Source organism: Roseovarius nanhaiticus (assembly GCF_900156535.1).
GTDB classification, from domain to species: Bacteria; Pseudomonadota; Alphaproteobacteria; order Rhodobacterales; family Rhodobacteraceae; genus Roseovarius; species Roseovarius nanhaiticus.
On record NZ_FTNV01000002.1, the window covers coordinates 166,408 to 187,085 of the forward strand.

The 20,678-nt window shown below is 63.9% G+C and carries 21 protein-coding genes; 10 read left to right on the plus strand and 11 right to left on the minus strand.

The features are described from left to right. Positions 1 to 31: 31 nt before the first annotated feature. From BW975_RS10980 to BW975_RS11010, 7 genes are all read right to left on the minus strand, one after another. On the minus strand, positions 32 to 2,044 hold the full coding sequence (locus BW975_RS10980; protein WP_076533951.1) for a M3 family metallopeptidase: 2,013 nt from the start codon (positions 2,042 to 2,044) through the stop codon (positions 32 to 34). Next, complete coding sequence (locus tag BW975_RS10985) at positions 2,041 to 3,093, minus strand: HesA/MoeB/ThiF family protein (RefSeq protein ID WP_076533954.1); 1,053 nt, start codon at positions 3,091 to 3,093, stop codon at positions 2,041 to 2,043. The genes BW975_RS10980 and BW975_RS10985 overlap by 4 nt, the downstream gene beginning before the upstream one ends. Further along, entirely contained in the window at positions 3,093 to 3,551 is a 459-nt protein-coding gene (dut, locus tag BW975_RS10990; protein ID WP_076533956.1) for a dUTP diphosphatase, read from the minus strand. The genes BW975_RS10985 and dut overlap by 1 nt, the downstream gene beginning before the upstream one ends. 92 nt (positions 3,552 to 3,643) lie before the next feature. Further along, the gene (locus tag BW975_RS10995; protein ID WP_076533958.1) at positions 3,644 to 4,672 is read right to left on the minus strand and encodes a MaoC family dehydratase; all 1,029 of its coding nucleotides are present in this window, start codon (positions 4,670 to 4,672) and stop codon (positions 3,644 to 3,646) included. Then, positions 4,669 to 4,872 (minus strand): DUF1737 domain-containing protein, encoded by a 204-nt coding sequence (locus BW975_RS11000; protein WP_076533960.1) that lies wholly within the window; start codon positions 4,870 to 4,872, stop codon positions 4,669 to 4,671. The genes BW975_RS10995 and BW975_RS11000 overlap by 4 nt, the downstream gene beginning before the upstream one ends. A 27-nt stretch (positions 4,873 to 4,899) precedes the next feature. Continuing rightward, positions 4,900 to 5,454: an NnrU family protein gene (locus BW975_RS11005; RefSeq protein WP_244512610.1), complete on the minus strand. Its 555-nt coding sequence runs from the start codon at positions 5,452 to 5,454 to the stop codon at positions 4,900 to 4,902. Further along, entirely contained in the window at positions 5,451 to 6,311 is an 861-nt protein-coding gene (locus BW975_RS11010) for an HpcH/HpaI aldolase/citrate lyase family protein (RefSeq protein ID WP_076533962.1), read from the minus strand. The genes BW975_RS11005 and BW975_RS11010 overlap by 4 nt, the downstream gene beginning before the upstream one ends. 195 nt (positions 6,312 to 6,506) lie before the next feature. Between BW975_RS11010 and mdh the strand changes: the two genes are divergently transcribed. From mdh to lpdA, 10 genes are all read left to right on the plus strand, one after another. After that, positions 6,507 to 7,469 (plus strand): malate dehydrogenase, encoded by a 963-nt coding sequence (mdh, locus tag BW975_RS11015; protein WP_076533964.1) that lies wholly within the window; start codon positions 6,507 to 6,509, stop codon positions 7,467 to 7,469. A 244-nt stretch (positions 7,470 to 7,713) separates the two neighbouring features. Further along, the gene (gene sucC / locus BW975_RS11020; protein ID WP_076533966.1) at positions 7,714 to 8,907 is read left to right on the plus strand and encodes an ADP-forming succinate--CoA ligase subunit beta; all 1,194 of its coding nucleotides are present in this window, start codon (positions 7,714 to 7,716) and stop codon (positions 8,905 to 8,907) included. Next, a complete protein-coding gene (locus tag BW975_RS11025) occupies positions 8,904 to 9,203 on the plus strand; it encodes a hypothetical protein (protein WP_076533968.1) in 300 nt (99 codons plus the stop codon). The genes sucC and BW975_RS11025 overlap by 4 nt, the downstream gene beginning before the upstream one ends. A 53-nt stretch (positions 9,204 to 9,256) precedes the next feature. Continuing rightward, the gene (gene sucD, locus BW975_RS11030) at positions 9,257 to 10,138 is read left to right on the plus strand and encodes a succinate--CoA ligase subunit alpha (protein ID WP_076533970.1); all 882 of its coding nucleotides are present in this window, start codon (positions 9,257 to 9,259) and stop codon (positions 10,136 to 10,138) included. 124 nt (positions 10,139 to 10,262) lie between these two features. Next, the gene (locus BW975_RS11035) at positions 10,263 to 13,223 is read left to right on the plus strand and encodes a 2-oxoglutarate dehydrogenase E1 component (RefSeq protein ID WP_076533975.1); all 2,961 of its coding nucleotides are present in this window, start codon (positions 10,263 to 10,265) and stop codon (positions 13,221 to 13,223) included. A gap of 3 nt (positions 13,224 to 13,226) precedes the next feature. Then, on the plus strand, positions 13,227 to 14,807 hold the full coding sequence (gene odhB / locus BW975_RS11040) for a 2-oxoglutarate dehydrogenase complex dihydrolipoyllysine-residue succinyltransferase (RefSeq protein ID WP_076533977.1): 1,581 nt from the start codon (positions 13,227 to 13,229) through the stop codon (positions 14,805 to 14,807). A gap of 78 nt (positions 14,808 to 14,885) precedes the next feature. Then, a complete protein-coding gene (locus BW975_RS17935; RefSeq protein ID WP_139194253.1) occupies positions 14,886 to 15,158 on the plus strand; it encodes a hypothetical protein in 273 nt (90 codons plus the stop codon). A 43-nt stretch (positions 15,159 to 15,201) separates the two neighbouring features. After that, positions 15,202 to 15,750 carry a hypothetical protein gene (locus BW975_RS11045; RefSeq protein ID WP_244512609.1) on the plus strand — a complete coding sequence of 183 codons (549 nt, stop codon included), beginning with the start codon at positions 15,202 to 15,204 and terminating at the stop codon, positions 15,748 to 15,750. After that, complete coding sequence (locus tag BW975_RS11050; protein WP_076533979.1) at positions 15,747 to 16,157, plus strand: MAPEG family protein; 411 nt, start codon at positions 15,747 to 15,749, stop codon at positions 16,155 to 16,157. The genes BW975_RS11045 and BW975_RS11050 overlap by 4 nt, the downstream gene beginning before the upstream one ends. A gap of 120 nt (positions 16,158 to 16,277) precedes the next feature. Beyond that, positions 16,278 to 17,666: a dihydrolipoyl dehydrogenase gene (gene lpdA / locus BW975_RS11055; RefSeq protein WP_076533981.1), complete on the plus strand. Its 1,389-nt coding sequence runs from the start codon at positions 16,278 to 16,280 to the stop codon at positions 17,664 to 17,666. 62 nt (positions 17,667 to 17,728) lie between these two features. On the opposite strand, the gene BW975_RS11060 is transcribed toward lpdA, so the two are convergent. The 4 genes from BW975_RS11060 to BW975_RS11075 are packed head-to-tail and all read right to left on the minus strand — an operon-like array spanning position 17,729 to position 20,638. Then, complete coding sequence (locus BW975_RS11060; protein ID WP_076533983.1) at positions 17,729 to 18,334, minus strand: MSMEG_1061 family FMN-dependent PPOX-type flavoprotein; 606 nt, start codon at positions 18,332 to 18,334, stop codon at positions 17,729 to 17,731. After that, positions 18,334 to 19,062: a lysophospholipid acyltransferase family protein gene (locus tag BW975_RS11065; RefSeq protein ID WP_076533985.1), complete on the minus strand. Its 729-nt coding sequence runs from the start codon at positions 19,060 to 19,062 to the stop codon at positions 18,334 to 18,336. The genes BW975_RS11060 and BW975_RS11065 overlap by 1 nt, the downstream gene beginning before the upstream one ends. Next, entirely contained in the window at positions 19,059 to 19,964 is a 906-nt protein-coding gene (locus tag BW975_RS11070) for a cell division protein FtsX (protein WP_076533987.1), read from the minus strand. Before BW975_RS11070 ends, BW975_RS11065 begins: the two co-directional genes overlap by 4 nt. Beyond that, on the minus strand, positions 19,961 to 20,638 hold the full coding sequence (locus BW975_RS11075) for a cell division ATP-binding protein FtsE (protein ID WP_076533989.1): 678 nt from the start codon (positions 20,636 to 20,638) through the stop codon (positions 19,961 to 19,963). The genes BW975_RS11070 and BW975_RS11075 overlap by 4 nt, the downstream gene beginning before the upstream one ends. Between the last annotated feature and the right edge of the window lie 40 nt (positions 20,639 to 20,678).

The following is a 20,678-nucleotide window of genomic DNA, read 5'->3' on the forward strand; positions in this document are numbered from 1 at the left end:
ATCATGCCACCGGCCCCGCCCTGGTGCAAGATCAGGCGATCAGGCCGCGCCCGCGGAGCAGCGCCTCCGGCCCGGGCATCTTGCCCCGGAATGCCAGATAAAGCGTTTCCCCATCGGCAGATCCGCCGCGCGAGAGGATGTTGTTTTCCAGCGATTGCGCCCGTTCAACATCGAAGGCGCCTCCGGCCTCGGTGAACGACTGAAAGGCGTCAGCGTCCATCACCTCGGACCACATGTAGCTGTAATATCCCGAACTGTAGCCGTCCCCGGCAAAGACATGCGCGAATTGCGGTGTCGCGTGGCGCATGGTGATCGCGTCCGGCATGCCCAGCTCGGCCAGCACTTCGGTCTGCCGCGCCATCGCGTACTTGGGCGCCGCGCCCTCGTGAAACGCCAGATCGACAAGGGCTGAGGCGACGTATTCGACTGTCTGAAACCCCATGTCATAGGTCGCGGCATCCAGCACCTTTTGCAGTAGATCCCGCGGCATCGGCGCGCCCGTCTCGGCATGGGTGGCAAACTCGCCCAGCACTTCGGGCACTTCCAGCCAGTGCTCATAGAGCTGGCTGGGCAACTCCACAAAATCGCGCGCGACGGAGGTGCCGCTGACGCTCTCGTAGGTCACGTCTGACAGCATCTGGTGCAGCGCATGACCGAACTCGTGAAAAAGCGTGCGTGCGTCATCGTAGCTGAGCAGCGCGGGATCGCCCTTGGCGAAGTTGCAGACGTTGATCACGACCGGGCCCTGCCGCTCAGGGAATTTTGCCTGTCCGCGCATGGCGCTGCACCACGCGCCCGAGCGTTTGGAGCCGCGCGCGAAATAGTCGCCGATGAAGACCGCCACATGCGCGCCGTTCCGCGTCACCTCCCACGCCCGGCAATCGGGGTGATAGAGCGGCACATCGACCGGCTTGAACTCCAGCCCGAAAAGGCGATGCGCGCAGGCAAAGGCCGCTTCGATCATGCGGTCGAGTTGCAGATATGGCTTCAGCTCGGCCTCATCCAGATCATGCTCGGCCTGCCGCCGCTTTTCCGAATAGTAACGCCAATCCCACGGCGCCAGATCGGCGTTGATGCCGTCCTCATGCATCATCGCGGTCAGCACCTCGGCATCGCGCAGCGCCTGCGCCTTGGCGGGCTCCCAGACCTGCATCAGCAAATCACGCGCGGCGGCAGGCGTGCCTGCCATCTCGGTCTCCAGCTTGAAGGCGGCGAAACTGTCATAGCCGAGGAGCCTCGCACGCTCCTCGCGCAGGGCCAGCGTCTCGTTCGCGATCTCGCGATTATCCGTCTCGCCGCCGCTCGCACCGCGTGCGCTCCAAGCGGCAAAGGCCCGCTCGCGCAGATCGCGGCGGGGCGAGAATTGCAGGAAGGGCACGATCAGCGAGCGCGACAGGGTGATGATAGGCGCTTCCAGCCCCTTTTCCTTGCCCGCATCGCGCGCGCTGCGCTTCAGGAACTCCGGCAGGCCGGTCAGCGCGTCCTCGTCCAACTCCATGTGCCAGCCCGCCTCATCGGCCAGCAGGTTCTGGGTGAACTGCGTCCCCAGCTCCGCAAGCCGCGCCATGATGGCCTGCATCCGCGCCTCCTCGGCCCCGGTCAGCGCCGCGCCGCGCCGGCGAAAGCCGCGATGCGTCAGCATCAGGACGCGCGCCTGCTCATCCGTCAGGTCCAGCCCATCCCGCGCCTCCCACAGCGCCTCGATCCGCGCGAAAAGCGGCTTTTGCGCATAGATCCACGACGAATAGGCCGCCAGCTTGGGCGCGAAATCGCGCTGGAGCGCCTGACGCGCGGGATTACTGTCGGCGCCTGCGACGGTGTAGAAAACGCTCAGCACCTGGTTCAGCGCCTTGCCCGATGCTTCAAGCGCCTCGACCGTGTTGGCAAAACTCGGCGTTTCGGGGTTCTCGGAAATCGCCATTATTTCCGCCCGCGCCAGCGTCAGCGCCGTTTCCAGCGCGGGGGCGAAATCGGCATCCTCGATCCGGTCGAACGGGGCGATCGTGTAGGGCGTGTCCCAGTGGCCCAGAAGCGGGTTCGTCATGTGTCCTCCTTGGCGCCGCAAACCGCGCAATCGCGGCGGCGCTCCGTCTTGATCCGGCGCGCGTCCGAATAGAGCGCGTCGTAGATGAAAAGAGTTCCGCGCAGCGGCGCGCCCGCTCCGGTGATCAGCTTGACCGCCTCGCCCGCCATCATCGAACCGATGACGCCGGGCAGCGGCCCAATCACGCCCGCCTCGGCGCAGGACGGCGCAAGGCCCGCGGCGGGCACTTCGGGAAAGACGCAGGCATAGCAGGGCGCGCCCTCGGCCGGATCAAAGACGCTCAGCTGCCCTTCCCACTGCGTCAGCGCACCCGAAATCAGCGGCTTGCCCGCGGCAACGGCCATGCGGTTGACCAGATGGCGCGTCTCGGAATTGTCACAACCATCCAGCACCATGTCATAATCCGCGATCAGATCGGCGGAGATCTCTTCTGTCAGGCGGCGCTCGTAGGGGCGCACCGTGACATGCGGATTGAGTGCGCGCAGCGCTTCGGCGGCGGAATGCACCTTGGGCATGCCGATGTCGCGGTCACGGTGGATAACCTGACGTTGCAGGTTGGACAGATCGACGACATCGTCGTCGATCACCCCGATCGTGCCGACACCGGCGGCGGCCAGATAGGTCAGCGCCGGCGCACCCAATCCGCCCGCGCCGATGACCAGAACGCGCGCGTCCTTCAGCGCGCGCTGCCCCGGCCCGCCGACCTCGCGCAGGACGATGTGGCGCGCGTAGCGTTCCAGCTCGACATCCGAAAACGCGCCGCTTTGCTCTGGCGCGTCCCGCGCCTCGGCGGCCTCGGCGCGCCCGCGCACCCGGCGCAGACCCGCACGATAGGCAAGGATCAGCGCCGCCAGCCCGCCCAGCAGCAGCCACGGCGCCGCGCTCTCACCCGTCGCCACGCGCAGAGGGCTGCCCGCGGGCAATACCAGATGCAGCAGCACCACACCGACCCAGAGCATGCCGATCATGGTCCAGCGCATTTGCCGCGGCGTTCCCAGAACGGCCCCGAGGCCCCAGAGAGCGCCCCCCAATATCAAAACGAAAAGCATCAGCTGCGTCCCGTCGAGCCGAACCCGCCAACGCCGCGCGCCGTTTCGTCCAACGCGTCGGCTATTGAAAAGGACGCAAAGACGACTGGCGCAACCACCATCTGCGCGATCCGCGCGCCGTGCGTAACCTCGAAAGGCGCGTCCCCGAGATTGATCAAAACAACGCCCAAAGGTCCGCGATAGTCGCTGTCGATCGTGCCGGGCGCATTCGCCACGGTCACCCCATGCCTCAGCGCCAAGCCCGAGCGCGGCCTGATCTGCACCTCATAGCCTTCGGGAATCGCCATCCTCAGACCAGTCGGGACCAGCGATCGTTCGCCTGGCGCCAACGACAACGCACCCCCGCCCTCGCCGAAATTGGCGCGCAGATCCGCGCCCGCCGCGCCCGCGCTCGCATAGGCGGGCAAACCGACCTCACGGTCAGCGGCCTCGTCCCAGCTCAGCGTTATCATCACCATCCCGCTGACCTTTCATTGTTCCAAAAATACTCAAGTCGCGCGGCCCGCCCGTGCGCGCCGCGGTCCAGAGCATAGCGCCGCACCCACGGATGTCACATCGGGATCAGCGCCCAATAGTCGAGATCGAGCAGAACCTCCGGCAAATAGCGCCCATCCCCGTCCCGGAGCGCGCCCGCCGCGCCACCTTTGGTCGCAACAAGGCGCAAGCGCAGCGCACCGATGCCCGGCACGGGCGTCTCGGCGCGGTCCAGCACTTCGCTCCAGGCGCGAACGGTGTCGCCCGCCGCGCAGGGGTTGGCATGCGCGCCGCCGTTCAGACCGACGATGATCTGCGCATTTGCCAGCCCGTTGAAGCTGAGCGCGCGCGCCATCGAGATGACATGGCCGCCGTAGATCAGGCGCCCTCCCTCGCGCGCCGTGCTGTCGAAATGCACCTTGGCCGTGTTCTGCCACAGGCGCGTGGCCAGCATATGCTCGGCCTCCTCGATGGTGACGCCGTCGACATGATCGATGACCTCGCCCACCGCATAATCGCCCCAGCGATGCGGCTCGCCCGCAAGCGCAAAGTCATAGGAGCTGAAATCCAGTCCTTCGGGGATGACCAACTGGTCCGGCGTCAAGGCGGACGCAAGCTTGGGGATGACCGTTTCGGGCGCGGGGGCCTCTACGTCGCGTTTGCGCACCATGACCCAGCGCACATATTCCAGCACCGCCTCACCGTGCTGGTTGGTCCCGCGCGTGCGCACCCAGACGACGCCGGATTTACCGTTCGAATTCTGTTTGAGGCCGATCACTTCCGATGTCGATCGCAGCGTGTCCCCCGGCCAGACGGGCGCCAGCCAGCGGCCCTCGGCATAGCCCAGATTGGCCAGCGCGTTTAGCGAAATATCCGGCACCGTCTTGCCGAAGACCGTGTGGAAGGCGATCAGATCATCCAAAGGCGACGATGCCAGCCCGCAGGACTGCGCGAAGGCATCCGACGAATAAAGAGCGTGCCGCGCGGGATAGAGCGCGTGGTAAAGCGCCCGCTCGCCCGCCCCGACGGTGCGCGGCACCGCATGCGCGATCACCTCGCCAACGGTATAATCCTCAAAGAAGCGGCCCGGATTGGTCTTGCTCATTGCTCGCCCAGCTTGACGTCCGGCGTATAGACGCCGGGTGCATCTTTGATCACAGCCTGGCCGCAGCGCATCACGCCATTGGCCTCGTCATAGGCATAGGTGGGCGTGCCGTATAGCTCCCATCCCTTGTTCAGGGCCTCGGTCACCTTGTGGCAGAATGCCGATGTGTCGTCGGCGCTCAGAAAGCGGTAAAGTTGCATGTCGTCCTCGTCATCAAGATCCGAAGGTCAGCCGAAGGCTGGATACCCCAAGGCATAGTGGATGGCCACGATCACCGCGTAGACCACCAGTGTGGCCGCGATGGCGATGAATTCCTTCTTCATCGGCTTGGCCGGCGGCGGTGTCCAATCGGGCTCGGCCCGGTTGATCACAATAACCTCGGCCACGGCCCAGGCCAGCAGCCCGCCGAAGAGGACGAAGGACGCCGTGTCGCCATTGACCAGCAGATGCGCCAGCGCCCAGACCTTGACCGCGCCCAGCATCGGGTGGCGCATCTTGCGCGCCAGCGCGGTTTTCGCGCCCGACACGGCAAAGAGATAGACGGACAGCAGCATCAGCAGGTTATTGATGCCCACGGTGGCGGGATGGCGGCCCCAGAAGAATGCGCCATCGGCCATGCGATAGCCGATCACCATCAAAATAACGCCGCCCAGAAGGATCAGCGTGATCGGCCCGCGGCCCTTGGCACCCATGCGCGCCCGAACGTCCGGCGCCAGCCGCTTGAAGAAATGCCCGCCGCTCCATAGCGCAAGACCGAGTATCAGAATCGCGAAGCCCATCATGTCGTCTCCAGTTCGGCCAGAAGTTGCGCTTTGGCCAATATGCGCCGCGCGGCCACGACGTGCAAATTCTCCACGATCGTCCCGTCCACGACGGCCACGCCCTCGCCCGAGGCCTGACTGGCCTCATGCGCGGCGATCTGGCGCTGGGCCAGGTCGATTTCGGAGCTGGTGGGCGCAAAGGCGCGGTTTGCGCCCTCGATCTGCGCGGGGTGGATCAGCGTCTTGCCATCGAACCCCAAATCGCGCCCCTGCTCGCATTCCGCGGCCAACCCCTCGCCATCGCGAAAACGGTTATAGACACCATCGATGGCAATGATGCGCGCCGCGCGCGCCGCCATCACGATGCTTTGCAGCGCCAACATCAAGGGCAGGCGATCAGGGCGCGTGCGACTGCCCAGATCCTTGGTCAGATCGTTGGTGCCCGTGACCAGCGCCGCGACCCGCCCATGCGAGGCGATGTCGCGCGCGTTGAACACGCTGACAGGGGTTTCCATCATCACCCAGATCGGCATGTCGTCCCCGATCAGGTCGACAAGGTTGTCAACGTCCGAACGGGTATTGACCTTGGGCAGGAGGATCGCATCAGCGCCCGCATCCTTCAGGGCGCGCACGTCCTCCAGCCCCCATTCGCTGGTCAGCGCGTTGATCCGCACGATCTTGGCGCGGTGGCCATACCCGCCCGTCTCAAGCGCTGCGGCGAGGGCTGCGCGCGCACCTGCCTTGGCGTCGGGTGCAACGGCGTCTTCCAAGTCAAAGATGATGGCATCGCAGGGCAGATCGCGCGCCTTTTCCAACGCCCGCTCCTTGGATGCGGGAATATATAGAACCGAGCGATACGGACGGGTGGCGGCATCCATGGGCCTCTCCTGCGCTGGGGAAATATTGTTGCGCAGGGATGGCATTTATCAGTGCATTTATTCAAGAGCTTTCTCGCCGCAGCGCAGCGCCAAAGCGCAGACCATAAGCGACGCAGCGCCGCTGCACCCTTGCGCAAGACGGCAATTAGGACTACCCCCACGGCGGAAATTATTCGCCAATCGGAGGTAACACCCATGGCCAGACCCAAGATCGCACTGATCGGCGCCGGACAGATCGGCGGCACGCTCGCCCATCTCGCCGCCATCAAGGAACTGGGCGATATCGTCCTCTTCGACATTTCCGAAGGCACGCCCGAGGGCAAGGCCCTGGACATCGCCGAATCCGGCCCGTCCGAAGGGTTTGACGCGACGCTGAAGGGCACGCAGTCCTACGCCGATATTGCGGGCGCCGATGTCTGCATCGTCACCGCGGGCGTTCCGCGCAAGCCCGGCATGAGCCGCGACGACCTTCTGGGCATCAACCTGAAGGTCATGAAGGCTGTGGGCGAAGGCATTGCCGCCAACGCGCCGAATGCATTTGTGATCTGCATCACAAACCCGCTGGATGCGATGGTCTGGGCGCTGCGCGAGTTTTCCGGCCTGCCGCATGAGAAAGTCTGCGGCATGGCTGGCGTTCTGGATTCGGCGCGCTTCCGCCACTTCCTCAGCCTCGAGTTCAACGTCTCGATGCGCGACGTCAGCGCCTTCGTTCTGGGCGGCCATGGCGACACAATGGTGCCGCTGGTGCGCTACTCGACCGTGGCGGGCATCCCCCTGCCCGACCTGATCGACATGGGCTGGACCACGCAGGACAAGATGGACGCCATTGTTCAGCGCACCCGCGACGGCGGCGCAGAGATCGTCGGCCTGCTGAAAACCGGCAGCGCCTTCTACGCGCCCGCAACCTCGGCGATCGAGATGGCCGAAGCCTATCTCAAAGACCAAAAGCGCGTCCTGCCCTGCGCCGCGCATGTCGATGGCGCCTACGGCCTCAATGGCTTCTACGTCGGCGTGCCCACCGTGATCGGCGCCGGCGGCATCGAGAAGGTCGTCGAAATCAAGATGTCCAAGGACGAGCAGGCGATGTTCGACAAGTCCGTCGATGCGGTCAAAGGCCTCGTCAAGGCGTGCAAGGATATCGACGGCTCGCTGGCCTGATCGTTCCTCTCTTCTCATTCAAGAAAGGCCCCGGCACAGTGCCGGGGCCTTTTGCATTTCGGCCTCCTGTCCCATGATTCCCTGTCTGAGCGCGCAATCGGTATATGTGATCACACGATATTAGCCTGTGATCACAAATGGCGGAATTTTGCCGCTTAAGCCGCAATCAGATACGAAAAGCGTTTAATACTTGGCAACGCTTCCATGTATAGGGATAGCGACAGACCAAAAACGGGACAGTTTCATGAACATCCACGAATATCAGGCCAAGGCCCTCTTGCGCTCTTACGGGGCGCCCGTGTCGGATGGCCGCGTCGTCTTGCGCGCCGAAGAGGCCAAGACAGCCGCCAGCGAAATGGACGGCCCCCTCTGGGTGGTCAAGGCGCAAATCCACGCAGGTGGCCGGGGCAAGGGCAAGTTCAAAGAGGCCGGCGCAGGTGAGGCAGGCGGCGTCCGTCTGGCCAAATCCGTCGAGGAAGCCGCCGAAGAGGCCAAGCGCATGCTGGGCCGCACATTGGTGACCAAGCAGACCGGCGACGCCGGCAAGCAGGTCAACCGCATCTATATCGAAGACGGCAGCGGCATCGAGACCGAGATGTATCTGGCGCTGCTCGTCGATCGCCAGACCAGCCGCGTCAGCTTTGTCGCATCGACCGAAGGCGGCATGGATATCGAGGAGGTGGCCGAAAATACGCCCGAGAAGATCCTCAGCTTCTCGGTGGATCCGGCCACGGGCTATCAGGCCTTCCACGGCCGCCGCATCGCCTTCAACCTCGGACTGGAAGGGGCGCAGATCAAGCAATGCGTCGCGCTGATGGGCACGCTCTACAAGATGTTCGTCGAAAAAGACATGGAGATGCTCGAGATCAATCCGCTGATCGTGACCGACAAGGGCGATCTGAAATGCCTTGACGCCAAGATGAGCTTTGACGGCAACGCGATGTATCGCCACGGCGATATTGCGGATCTGCGCGACACGACCGAAGAGGACTCCAAGGAACTGGAAGCCTCCAAATATGATCTGAACTACATCGCCCTCGACGGCGAAATCGGCTGCATGGTCAACGGCGCGGGCCTTGCCATGGCCACGATGGACATCATCAAGCTCTACGGCGCCGAGCCTGCCAACTTCCTCGACGTAGGCGGCGGCGCGACCAAGGAGAAGGTGACGGAGGCGTTCAAGATCATCACCTCGGACCCGCAGGTCAAAGGCATCCTCGTCAACATCTTCGGCGGCATCATGCGCTGCGACGTGATCGCCGAGGGCGTGGTCGCCGCGGTCAAGGAGGTCGGCCTCAAGGTGCCGCTGGTCGTGCGTCTGGAAGGAACCAATGTCGAGAAAGGCAAGGAGATCATCAACAATTCCGGTCTCGACGTGATTGCCGCGGATGACCTCAAGGACGGCGCCCAGAAGATCGTGAAGGCGGTAAAGGGATGAGCCAGGGGGCGGATTACACGCCCTTCCTGATAGGGCTGGGCCTTATTGGCTTGGGGCTTGCGGCACGGCGGGTCGAACCCGAGACGTTGCGCCTGCCGGAACCCTCCGCACGTCCCGACCTGCGTAACGTCCGCAGCGGCCGCGATGCCGCACGGGCCGCGCGCGACGGGCTTGCCGGCCTTTTGCCCCGCAACATCACCAAGTCGCTTGGGCGCACGATGATCCTGATGGGCGGCGCCCTGTTGATCATCCGCGCGCTCGACGAAATCGTGGACACAGACACAGCCGAATATTGATCGGCACGCCGAAGGCTTCTGGTCTGTCGGCAAACACAAAGGATGAATGAACGATGGCCATTCTCATCGACGAAAACACCAAGGTGATCTGCCAAGGCCTCACCGGCTCGCAGGGAACCTTCCACACCGAGCAGGCGATTGCCTACGGCACCAAGATGGTCGGCGGCGTCACCCCCGGCAAAGGCGGCCAGACGCATCTGGATTTGCCGGTCTTCAACTCGGTCCACGAGGCCCGGCACGAGACCGAGGCGAATGCGAGCGTGATCTACGTGCCGCCGCCTTTCGCCGCCGATTCCATCCTCGAGGCGATCGACGCCGAGATGGAGCTGATCGTCTGCATCACCGAAGGCATCCCGGTGCTCGACATGATGCGCGTCAAGCGCGCGCTCGAAGGCTCGAAGTCGAAGCTGATCGGCCCCAACTGCCCCGGTGTCATCACGCCGGACGCCTGCAAGATCGGCATCATGCCCGGCCATATCCACAAGCGCGGCTCCTGCGGCGTTGTCAGCCGCTCGGGCACGCTGACCTACGAGGCGGTCAAGCAGACCTCGGATGTGGGCCTCGGCCAATCCACCTGCGTCGGCATCGGCGGCGACCCGATCAAGGGAACCGAGCATATCGACGTGCTGGAATGGTTCCTGGCCGATGACGAGACGCAGTCGATCATCATGATCGGCGAGATCGGCGGCAGCGCCGAAGAAGAGGCCGCGCAGTTCCTCGCCGACGAGAAGAAGAAGGGCCGCTGGAAGCCGACCGCTGGCTTCATCGCCGGCCGCACCGCCCCTCCGGGCCGCCGCATGGGCCACGCGGGCGCCATCGTCGCCGGCGGCAAGGGCGGCGCGGATGACAAGATCGAGGCGATGAAATCCGCCGGGATCGTCGTTGCCGAAAGCCCGGCGGGTCTTGGCGAGGCCGTGCTTGAGGCAATCGGCTAAGCTTGATGCGGCCAGCGCGCCATATACATGGATGGGGATACCATCCACACCGGACGGGGGCGGGTAATTGCCCGCCCGCGCCTTGTCTTAGACAATCTTGCCCCATGCCCTCCGAGGTAATCCAATGACCGACCAATCCCCCAACGACCAGTTTCATGCCTCCAGCTTCATGCAGGGGCATAACGCGGAATATCTCGAACAGCTTTATGCGCGCTATGCGAACGATCCGAATGCGGTCGACGAGGCGTGGCAGAAATTCTTCAAAGAGATGGGCGACGATGATTCCGCCGTCACCGCCGAGGCGGCTGGCCCCTCATGGGCGCGTGCCGATTGGCCACCCATGCCGCAGGATGATCTGACATCGGCCCTGACCGGCGAATACCCCGCCGAGCCCGAAGCCAAGGCGGTGGGCAAGAAACTGACCGAGAAGGCCAAGGAAAAGGGCGCCGAGGTCAGCGACGAGGCCATCAAGCGTGCCGTTCTGGACAGTGTCCGCGCGCTGATGCTGATCCGCGCCTACCGCATCCGCGGGCACCTGATTGCCGATCTCGATCCGCTGGGCCTGCGCGAGCAGCCCTTCCGCCCCGAGCTCGACCCCGAAAGCTATGGATTCACCGGCGAGGATTGGGATCGCCCGATCTTCATCGACAACGTGCTGGGACTGCAGATCGCGTCGATCCGCGAGATCCTTGGCATCGTGCGCCGCACCTATTGCGGCACTTTTGCGCTGCAATACATGCATATCTCGGATCCCGAGCAGGCCGGATGGCTGAAAGAGCGGATCGAGGGCTATGGCAACGAGATCAACTTCACCGAGGAAGGCCGCAAGGCGATCCTGAAAAAAATGGTCGAGGCCGAGGGCCTCGAGAAATACCTCCATGTGAAATACATGGGGACCAAGCGGTTCGGCCTTGATGGCGGCGAAAGCCTGATCCCCGCAATGGAGCAGATCATCAAGCGCGGCGGCTCACTTGGCGTCAAGGATATCGTCGTGGGCATGCCCCACCGGGGCCGCCTGTCGGTTCTGGCCAACGTCATGGGCAAGCCCTACCGCGCGATCTTCAACGAGTTTCAGGGCGGGAGCTTCAAGCCGGACGACGTGGATGGGTCGGGCGACGTGAAATATCACCTCGGCGCCAGTTCCGACCGCGAATTCGACGGCAACAAGGTGCACCTGTCGCTGACCGCGAACCCCAGCCATCTCGAGGCGGTAAACCCCGTCGTCCTGGGCAAGGTCCGCGCCAAGCAGGATCAGTTGAACGACACTGAACGCACACAGGTTCTGCCGATCCTGCTGCACGGCGACGCGGCCTTCGCGGGCCAGGGTGTCGTCGCCGAATGCTTTGGCCTGTCGGGCCTGCGCGGTCATCGCACCGGCGGCACGATGCATATCGTGGTGAACAACCAGATCGGGTTTACCACCGCACCCCATTTCAGCCGCTCCAGCCCCTACCCGACCGACATCGCCCTGATGGTCGAGGCGCCGATTTTCCACGTGAACGGCGATGACCCCGAGGCCGTGGTGCATGCCGCCAAGGTCGCCACGGAATATCGCCAGAAGTTCCAGAAAGATGTCGTGATCGACATCATCTGCTATCGCCGCTTTGGACATAACGAGGGCGACGAGCCCATGTTCACCAACCCGGTGATGTACAAAAAAATCAAGCAGCAAAAGACGACGCTGACCCTCTATACCGAGCGGTTGGTCAAGGATGGACTGATCCCCGAGGGCGAAGTCGAAGACATGAAGGACGCGTTTCAGTCCTTCCTCGCCGATGAGTTCGAGGCGGGGACCAATTACAAGCCGAACAAGGCCGACTGGCTGGACGGCAAGTGGTCCCATCTCGACCGCAAGGAAGAGGATTACCAGCGCGGCCAGACCGCCATCAAGGAAGAGACGTTCGCCCAGATCGGAACGGCCCTGAGCAAGGCACCCGACGGCTTTCCGATCCACAAGACAGTGCAGCGCATCCTCGACGCCAAGGCCAAGATGTTCGAAACCGGCGAGGGCTTCGACTGGGCCACGGGCGAGGCGCTGGCCTTCGGCTCGCTCTTGACCGAAGGGTTCCCGGTGCGTCTGTCCGGTCAGGACAGCACGCGCGGCACGTTCAGTCAGCGTCACTCGGCCCTCATCAATCAGGACGACGAAGAGCGGTACTACCCCCTCAACAATATCCGCGAGGGGCAGGCCCGTTACGAAGTCATCGACTCGATGCTCTCCGAATACGCGGTCCTCGGGTTCGAATATGGCTACACGCTGGCCGAGCCGAACGCGCTCACGCTCTGGGAGGCACAGTTCGGCGATTTCGCCAATGGCGCGCAGATCATGTTCGACCAGTTCATCAGCTCGGGCGAAAGCAAATGGCTGCGCATGTCTGGTCTCGTCTGCCTTCTGCCGCATGGCTATGAGGGCCAAGGCCCGGAGCACTCCTCCGCGCGGCTGGAGCGGTTCCTGACGATGTGCGGGCAGGATAACTGGATCGTTGCCAACTGCACGACCCCGGCCAACTATTTCCACATCCTGCGCCGGCAGCTCCACCGCACCTACCGCAAGCCGCTGATCCTGATGACGCCGAAATCGCTTTTGCGTCACAAGCTGGCCGTCTCGAAGGCCGAGGAGTTCACCGTCGGATCCAGCTTCCACCGCGTCCTGTGGGACGATGCGCAATATGGCAACTCGGACACCGAGCTGGTGGCCGATGACAAGATCAAGCGCGTCGTCATGTGCTCGGGCAAGGTCTATTACGATTTGCTGGAAGAGCGCGACAAGCGCGGCATCGACGATGTCTACCTGATGCGGTTCGAGCAGTTCTATCCCTTCCCCGCGCAATCTGCGGTGAAGGAGCTGGAGCGCTTCAAGCAGGCCGAGATGGTCTGGTGCCAGGAAGAGCCCAAGAACCAGGGCGCCTGGGCCTTCATCGAGCCCAATATCGAATGGGTGCTTGGCCGCATCGACGCCAAGCACAAGCGCCCCGAATATGCGGGCCGCGCGGCTGCCGCTTCGCCCGCTACGGGCCTCGCCAGCCAGCACAAGAAGCAACAAGAAGCGCTCGTCGACGATGCGCTGACGATCAAAGGAAACTAAGTCATGAGCACCGAAGTCCGCGTTCCCACACTGGGCGAATCCGTGTCCGAGGCCACCGTCGCCACCTGGTTCAAGAAGCCGGGCGACAAGGTCGAGGCAGACGAAATGCTTTGCGAGCTTGAAACCGACAAAGTCACCGTCGAGGTGCCCAGCCCTGCCGCCGGCACAATGGGCGACATCGTTGCCCCCGAGGGCGAGACGGTCGGCGTCGACGCCCTCCTCGCCACAATCGAAGAGGGGTCGGCCGCCAAGCCCAAGGACGACAAGCCAGCCAAGGAAGAAAAGTCAGAAGCCAAGTCCGAGCCGAAAGCCGAGAAGCAGGCCGAGAAGAAATCCGGCGGTGGCGGCGGCAGCATCGACGTGATGGTCCCAACCTTGGGCGAGAGCGTCAGCGAAGCGACTGTCAGCACCTGGTTCAAGAAGGCTGGCGACACCGTCGAGGCGGACGAAATGCTGTGCGAGCTCGAAACCGACAAGGTCTCGGTCGAGGTGCCCAGCCCCGGCGCGGGCACCCTCTCGGAAATCCTCGCCAATGAGGGCGATACGGTTCAGGCGGGCGGCAAGCTGGCCGTTCTGTCCTCGGGCAGCGATGCAGGCGTCGCGCAGGCGACGGACGAGGCGCCCGCAGGTGGCGATCAGTACCAGCAGCCCAAGGCAGGCGGCGGCTCCAAGGATGTCGAGAACGCGCCTTCGGCCAAGAAAGCGATGGCCGAAGCGGGCCTCAGCCCCGATCAGGTCACAGGCACCGGCAAGGACGGCCGCATCATGAAAGAGGATGTCGCCAAGGCGGCCGCAGGCGGCGGCACTCAGCCCGCCAAGCCGGAGGCCGCGCAATCCAGCGCCCCCGCCAAGGCGCAGCGCGCGCCCTCGCCCGCCTCGGATGCCGACCGCGAAGAGCGGGTCAAGATGACCCGTCTGCGCCAGACCATCGCCAAGCGCCTCAAGGACAGCCAGAACACCGCCGCCATGCTGACCACCTATAACGAGGTGGACATGACCGAGGTGATGGCCCTCCGGAACGAGTACAAGGACGAATTCCTCAAGAAGCACGGCGTGAAACTGGGCTTCATGTCCTTCTTCACCAAGGCATGCGTGCACGCGCTGAAAGAGGTCCCCGAGGTCAACGCCGAGATCGACGGCACCGAGATCGTCTACAAGAACTTCGTGCATATGGGCATCGCCGCCGGCACGCCCACCGGCCTCGTCGTGCCCGTCATCCGCGACGCCGACGCGATGAGCTTTGCCACCATCGAGAAGGCCATCGCCGAAAAGGGCGCCAAGGCGCGCGACGGCAAGCTGACGATGGAGGAAATGCAGGGCGGCACCTTCACCATCTCCAATGGCGGCGTCTACGGCTCGCTCCTCTCGTCGCCCATCCTGAACCCGCCGCAATCGGGCATCTTGGGCATGCACAAGATCCAAGAGCGCCCGATGGCCATCAAGGGCGAGGTCAAGATTCGCCCGATGATGTATCTCGCCCTCAGCTACGACCACCGGATCGTGGACGGCAAAGGCGCGGTGACGTTCCTCGTGCGCGTGAAAGAGGCGCTGGAGGATCCGCGCAGGTTGCTGATGGATCTTTAACCCACGCCGAATGCATCCTTTCGCAAGACAGTCAGGGGCCGGAGCCATTCCCGCCCCTGACCGCAGCTCGGAAAGCGCATGAGCCACAATCCCGAACCAGATTTCGACAAAGAGTTTCCGCGTCACGCAGCTTTGCGAAGACGCTTTTTAGCTTTTGCCAAAGATCGTCCGATAGCTCTGGCATTCAGAGTCTGGCTCTTTTGTGCTTTATTCTCGGTCTGCATGGCCTGGATTGGCGGAGCCGATGCCTTTGCCAAGCCATCCGCCAAGCTCATCGTGTTCGTGGCACTGCTCGGTTGGATTATTCCGTTCGTGGACTGGATCGCAGCGAAGAAGGCGAAAAACAAATGACCCCTTGTCCGCCACCGACGACCGCGTTGAAACGGAGCTGCGCATGATGATTGACGCTTGCGCCCCCTACTCCCACGCCATTGCCGCCCGCCGCGCCTTCCACATCCCAGGCTACCCCACGCTCGCGGAGTATGGCTTTGACGGTGACTACGTCTCGCCCATCCAGATCGCCTGCGGCAACCTCACCGGCCCGCTCCTCATCTCCAAGGACTGGCTCGACGCCCCCTCCGCCGCCGCCAATCGCAGCCACCTTCAGAAACACGGCCATCTACCGGACAACCCCTTCATCCGCGTCATCGACAAAGCCTTGGCCCTTCTGAACCTGAAGCGCGCAGACATCTACATCACCCCCGTCTTTCACCTGCTGACGCCCAAACGCTCCAGCACGATCCCCGCCGCCCATGCCCGCGCCAGCTTCGACGCCATCGGCCGGCACGAGATGATGGGCCGCCGCCCCGTCGCCCTCGGCACGGATGCCGCAAATGTGCTAAGCCATTTCGGCATCGACCACGTCACCGCCCCCCACCCATCGGCCCGCATCGGCAGCTACGACGCCCGCGCGGCCCTCATCGCAAAGGCCATCGAGCAATGACCCCCGAGCTGACCGTCCTCACCCTCGCCGCCCTGTTGCAGGTCGTCCAGTTCGCCCTCATGGCGATCCCCGTCAATCTGGAACTCGGCACCGCCAAAACGATGTCCCCGCGCGACCCCGGCCAGATGGGCACGCCCATGACCGAGCAGATCAGCCCCAAAACCGGCCGCCTCGTGCGCGCCCTAAACAACCATTTCGAAGGGCTGATCCTCTTCGGCATCGCCTGCACCGTCATCACCGTATCGGGCCAATCCGGCCCGCTCACCACCGCCTGCGCCTGGATCTACCTCGCCGCCCGCATCGGCTATGTCCCGGCCTATTACTTTGGCCTCGTGCCATGGCGCTCGGTCATCTGGGCCGTTGGCTTCGGCGCAACCACGCTCATGCTGCTCGCGGCACTCTTCTAGTCTTTCACTGTTCCGCAAATACTCATAGCCGGAACGCGCAAACTTCCCCTCCGGTTGACCCTCCGGACAATTCCCTGTCTCTTTGACGCCAACCGCATCTGATCCAAAGGAAACCTGACCATGGCCACTTATGATGTCATCGTGATCGGCTCCGGCCCCGGCGGCTATGTCGCCGCCATCCGCTGCGCCCAGCTGGGCCTCAAGACCGCCTGCGTCGACGGCCGCGAGACGCTGGGCGGCACCTGCCTCAATGTCGGCTGCATCCCGTCCAAGGCGCTTTTGCACGCGACGCACATGCTGCATGAGGCCGAGCATAATTTCGCCGCCATGGGCCTAAAGGGGAAAAGCCCGTCGGTCGACTGGAAACAGATGCAAAGCTACAAGCAGGACACCATCGACGGCAACACCAAGGGCATCGAGTTCCTTTTCAAAAAGAACAAGATCGACTGGATCAAAGGCTGGGCGTCGATCCCCGAGGCGGGCAAGGTGAAGGTGGGTGACGACACCCATGAGGCCAAGAATATCATCATCGCCAGCGGCTCCGAGCCGGCCAGCCTCAAGGGCGTCGAGGTCGATGAAAAAACCGTTGTCAGTTCCACCGGCGCGCTTGAACTGGGCAAGATCCCCAAGAAAATGGTCGTGATCGGCGCGGGCGTCATCGGCCTTGAGATGGGCAGCGTTTATAGCCGCCTCGGTGCCGAGGTGACGGTGGTCGAATATCTCGATGCGATCACCCCCGGCATGGACGCCGAGGTGCAAAAGACCTTCCAGCGCATCCTGAAGAAGCAGGGGCTCAAATTCGTCATGGGCGCTGCCGTGCAGGGCTGCGAGGTCAAGAATGGCAAGGCCACCGTGACCTACAAGCTGCGAAAGGACGATAGCGAGGCCGAGATCGAGGCGGATACCGTCCTTCTGGCCACAGGCCGCAAACCCTTCACCGATGGTCTGGGCCTGGCCGATCTGGGCGTCGAAATGTCCGAGCGCGGCCAGATCAAGACGGACGATCATTGGCAAACCAACGTCAAGGGCATTTATGCTATCGGTGACGCCATCGATGGCCCGATGCTGGCTCATAAGGCCGAGGATGAAGGCATGGCCTGCGCCGAGGTTCTGGCGGGCAATCACGGCCACGTGGATTACAACCTCATTCCCGGCGTGATTTACACTCATCCCGAGGTGGCCAATGTGGGTGCGACCGAGCAGACGCTCAAGGACGAGGGCCGCGCCTACAAGGTGGGCAAATTCAGTTTCATGGGCAATGGCCGGGCCAAGGCGAATTTCGCTGCCGACGGCTTCGTCAAGATCCTTGCCGACAAGGAAACGGACCGCATCCTGGGCGCGCATATCATAGGCCCGATGGCGGGCGATCTGATCCATGAAATCTGTGTTGCAATGGAGTTCGGCGCCGCCGCGCAGGATATTGCCCTGACCAGCCACGCGCACCCAACCTATTCCGAGGCCGTGCGCGAGGCCGCCCTCGCCTGCGGCGACGGCGCGATCCACGCCTGATCCAGATGCCCCAATAGTCTTGCAAGACTATTGGGGCGGTTTCTCCTGAAAAATCGCGTGCGCTAAGACCAGATTTCGCGAGTCGATCTATCGGCCCACTCGGCATCAAAGGTGCCGGCGTCAATCACGCCTTCTGTCGCCTCGGCCAGCAGGGCGCCCATACCGGGCAGGCCTTCGCTGTCGTCCCGTGTCCACAGCCCCGAGCGTTGTAGCGCACGGCTGCATTGCAGATAGACCTCCGCGATCTCGATGATCAGCGCCGTCTTGGACTGCCTGCCCTCTTTGCCCAGCCGCGTCAGCAGCGCGGCATCCGCCGTGACGCGCCCGCGCCCGTTGATGCGGATCACCGTGTCCGAGCCGGGCACAAGAAACATCAGCGACAGGCGCCCGTCGGCGACGATATTGCGCAGGCTGTCCATACGGTTGTTGCCGCGCCAATCCGGCATCGCCAGTGTGCGGTCGTCCAGCACCGTCACCACCGGGCCATCGTCACCGCGTGGGCTTCCATCCGTGCCGTCCGGGCCGACGGTACTCAGCACGCAAAACCGCGAGGCGGCGATCCAATCGGCATGGAGCGGCAGCAGCCGGTCTGAGACCTTGCGCCGGGCGGCGACACTGGGCGTGCCATAGAGCGCCTTCAGCGCGGCGATATCCTCGATAAACTCCATCAGCGCGCAAACCCCGCTTCTTTCATCAACGCATCCGATGCCGTTTCCACCTCGGTCTCCAGCCGCTCCATGAACGCGGCGCGCGGCAGCCCCGCCTCGATCGGAGGCAGGAACTCAACCACCGCCGTGCCCGGCTTGCGCAGGATACCATGACGCGGCCAGAAGACGCCGACATTCGTGGCGACAGGCACACAGTCCTGCTGAACCGCGGCATAGATCGCGCCTGACCCGATCTTGTAGGGCGCCGCCACGCCGGGCGCGACACGCGTACCTTGGGGATAGATGATCAACTGGCCAGGCATCTCGGCCCCCCGCGCCACATCCGCGACCATCTTCTTGATAGCGGCGCCCTTCTTGCCGCGATCAACGGGAATGCAGCCGATCCGCATCGCGTATTGGCCCAGAATCGGCGTCCACAGCAGTTCACGCTTCATGATGAATTTGCCTGCCGGAACGGCGCTGAAAATCAGGATGATATCGAGGAATGACTGGTGCTTGGCCGCGATCAGCACCTCGCCCGTGGGCGGCGTGCCCCGGATTTCAGTGCGCAGGCCCACCATCCACGCCGCGCTCCACCGGACATAGGCGCAGAACGCCTTACAGCCGGCGCGCGCGCCTCGGCGGCTCAGCAGCGCCCAGGGGAAAAGCGCGATGCCGATCACCGCCATCGCCGTGTACATCAGCACGATGAAGATCAGCGAGCGCACCCATTGCAGCGCCCCGCTCATGGCATGTCGCGCAGCGTGCGCTGCGCCGCCTTGCGCGTGGCCAGAAACGCCACCACGCCCGACAGGATCGGGATCGTCAGCGGCCAGAGCCAGTGCCAGCCCTGAAAGCCGAGGCCGGTCAGGAACCCGCCCCCCACTTCGGTGCGCGGCAGAAATGCAACCGCAACACAGCCCAGCACCATGCCGACGGCGGCGCCCGTAAGGCTGCGCAAGGTGAATCGGCGCACGAAGGCTTGCGCGATATAGCCGTCCCGGGCGCCGACAAGGCGCAAGACGCCGATCACCTGCGCATTGGCCGAAAGCGCCGCATTGGCCGCCAGCGTGATCATCGCCGCCACCGTGCCCCCGATCAGGATCAAGGACACCCAGCCCAGAAGGCGCAGACGCGAGGCCGCGCGCACCAGCGGCGCGCGCCAGCGCGTGTGATCGTCCAGAACCGCACCCGGCACTTCGGCGGCAAGGCGCAGGCGCAGCCCCGCGGCGTCATAGCCGTCCCCCTCCTCGATGATCTCGATAAGTTGCGGGATGGGCAGCGTCTCGACCGGCAGGTCGGGGCCAAACCAGGGCTCCAAAAGGGCGCGCTGCTCTTCGTCCGTCAGCGCACGGGCCGATGCGATGCCGGGCGTCGTGCCCAGAACGCGCAGCGCCGCCTCGGTCTGGGCTAGCATCTGCCCCTCGGGGGCCGATATGCGCAAGGTCGAGCTGCGCGCCAGCGCATCGCCCCAGCGATCCGCCAGCCGGGCCGTGGCGAGCGACAGCGCCAGCGCGAAAACCGCGAGGAAGGCCATCGCCCCTGCCGCGAATAGCGTTAGGGACGCCGTAAATCCGGTGGGCGGCACAACGCGGTCCGCGCCCGCATCCCCGGCAAAAAGGCCACGCAAACGGTCGAGGTCCAGTTTCACAAGTCCGCCCCCGCCAGTTGCAAACGCCGGTTCGAGATGCGCAGCACGCGGGCCTGGACCTGGCTTTTGGCGGCACGGATAAGGGCCAGATCATGGGTCGCAATCATAATCGTCTTGCCCATGCGGTTCAGCTCGACAAGCAGGCGCATAAGACGCTGGGACATCTCCCAATCGACGTTGCCCGTCGGCTCATCCGCCAGGATCACGTCAGGCGACATGATGATCGCCCGCGCCAACGCCGCACGCTGACGCTCGCCCCCCGAAAGCTCGGGCGGCAGGGCATTCGCACGCTGGCTGAGGCCGACCCAGCCGGTCAATTCGCGCAGGTTAGCGTCCTCGGCCAGCATGTCGCGGTCCGATACCATCAGCGGCAGCGCGATATTCTCGGCCACCGAAAGGTGGTTGAGAAACTGGCAGTCCTGATGGACAACCCCGATGCGCCGCCGCGCCAGCGCGATATCATCGCGCGTCAACTCGCGCACGTCGGCGTCGAAAAGGCGCACGAAGCCCGCCGTCGGCATCAATGCCCCATAGAGCAGTTTGAGCAGCGTCGTCTTGCCCGCGCCCGATGGCCCTGTGAGAAAATGGAACGAGCCGGGCTGCAGCCGCAGCGTGATATCGCTGAGCAACTCGCCACCGCCATAGGAATAGGCCACATTTTCCAGCTCGATCACCGGCTGCCCCTCATGCCCGTACTGCCACTTCAATGCCTCA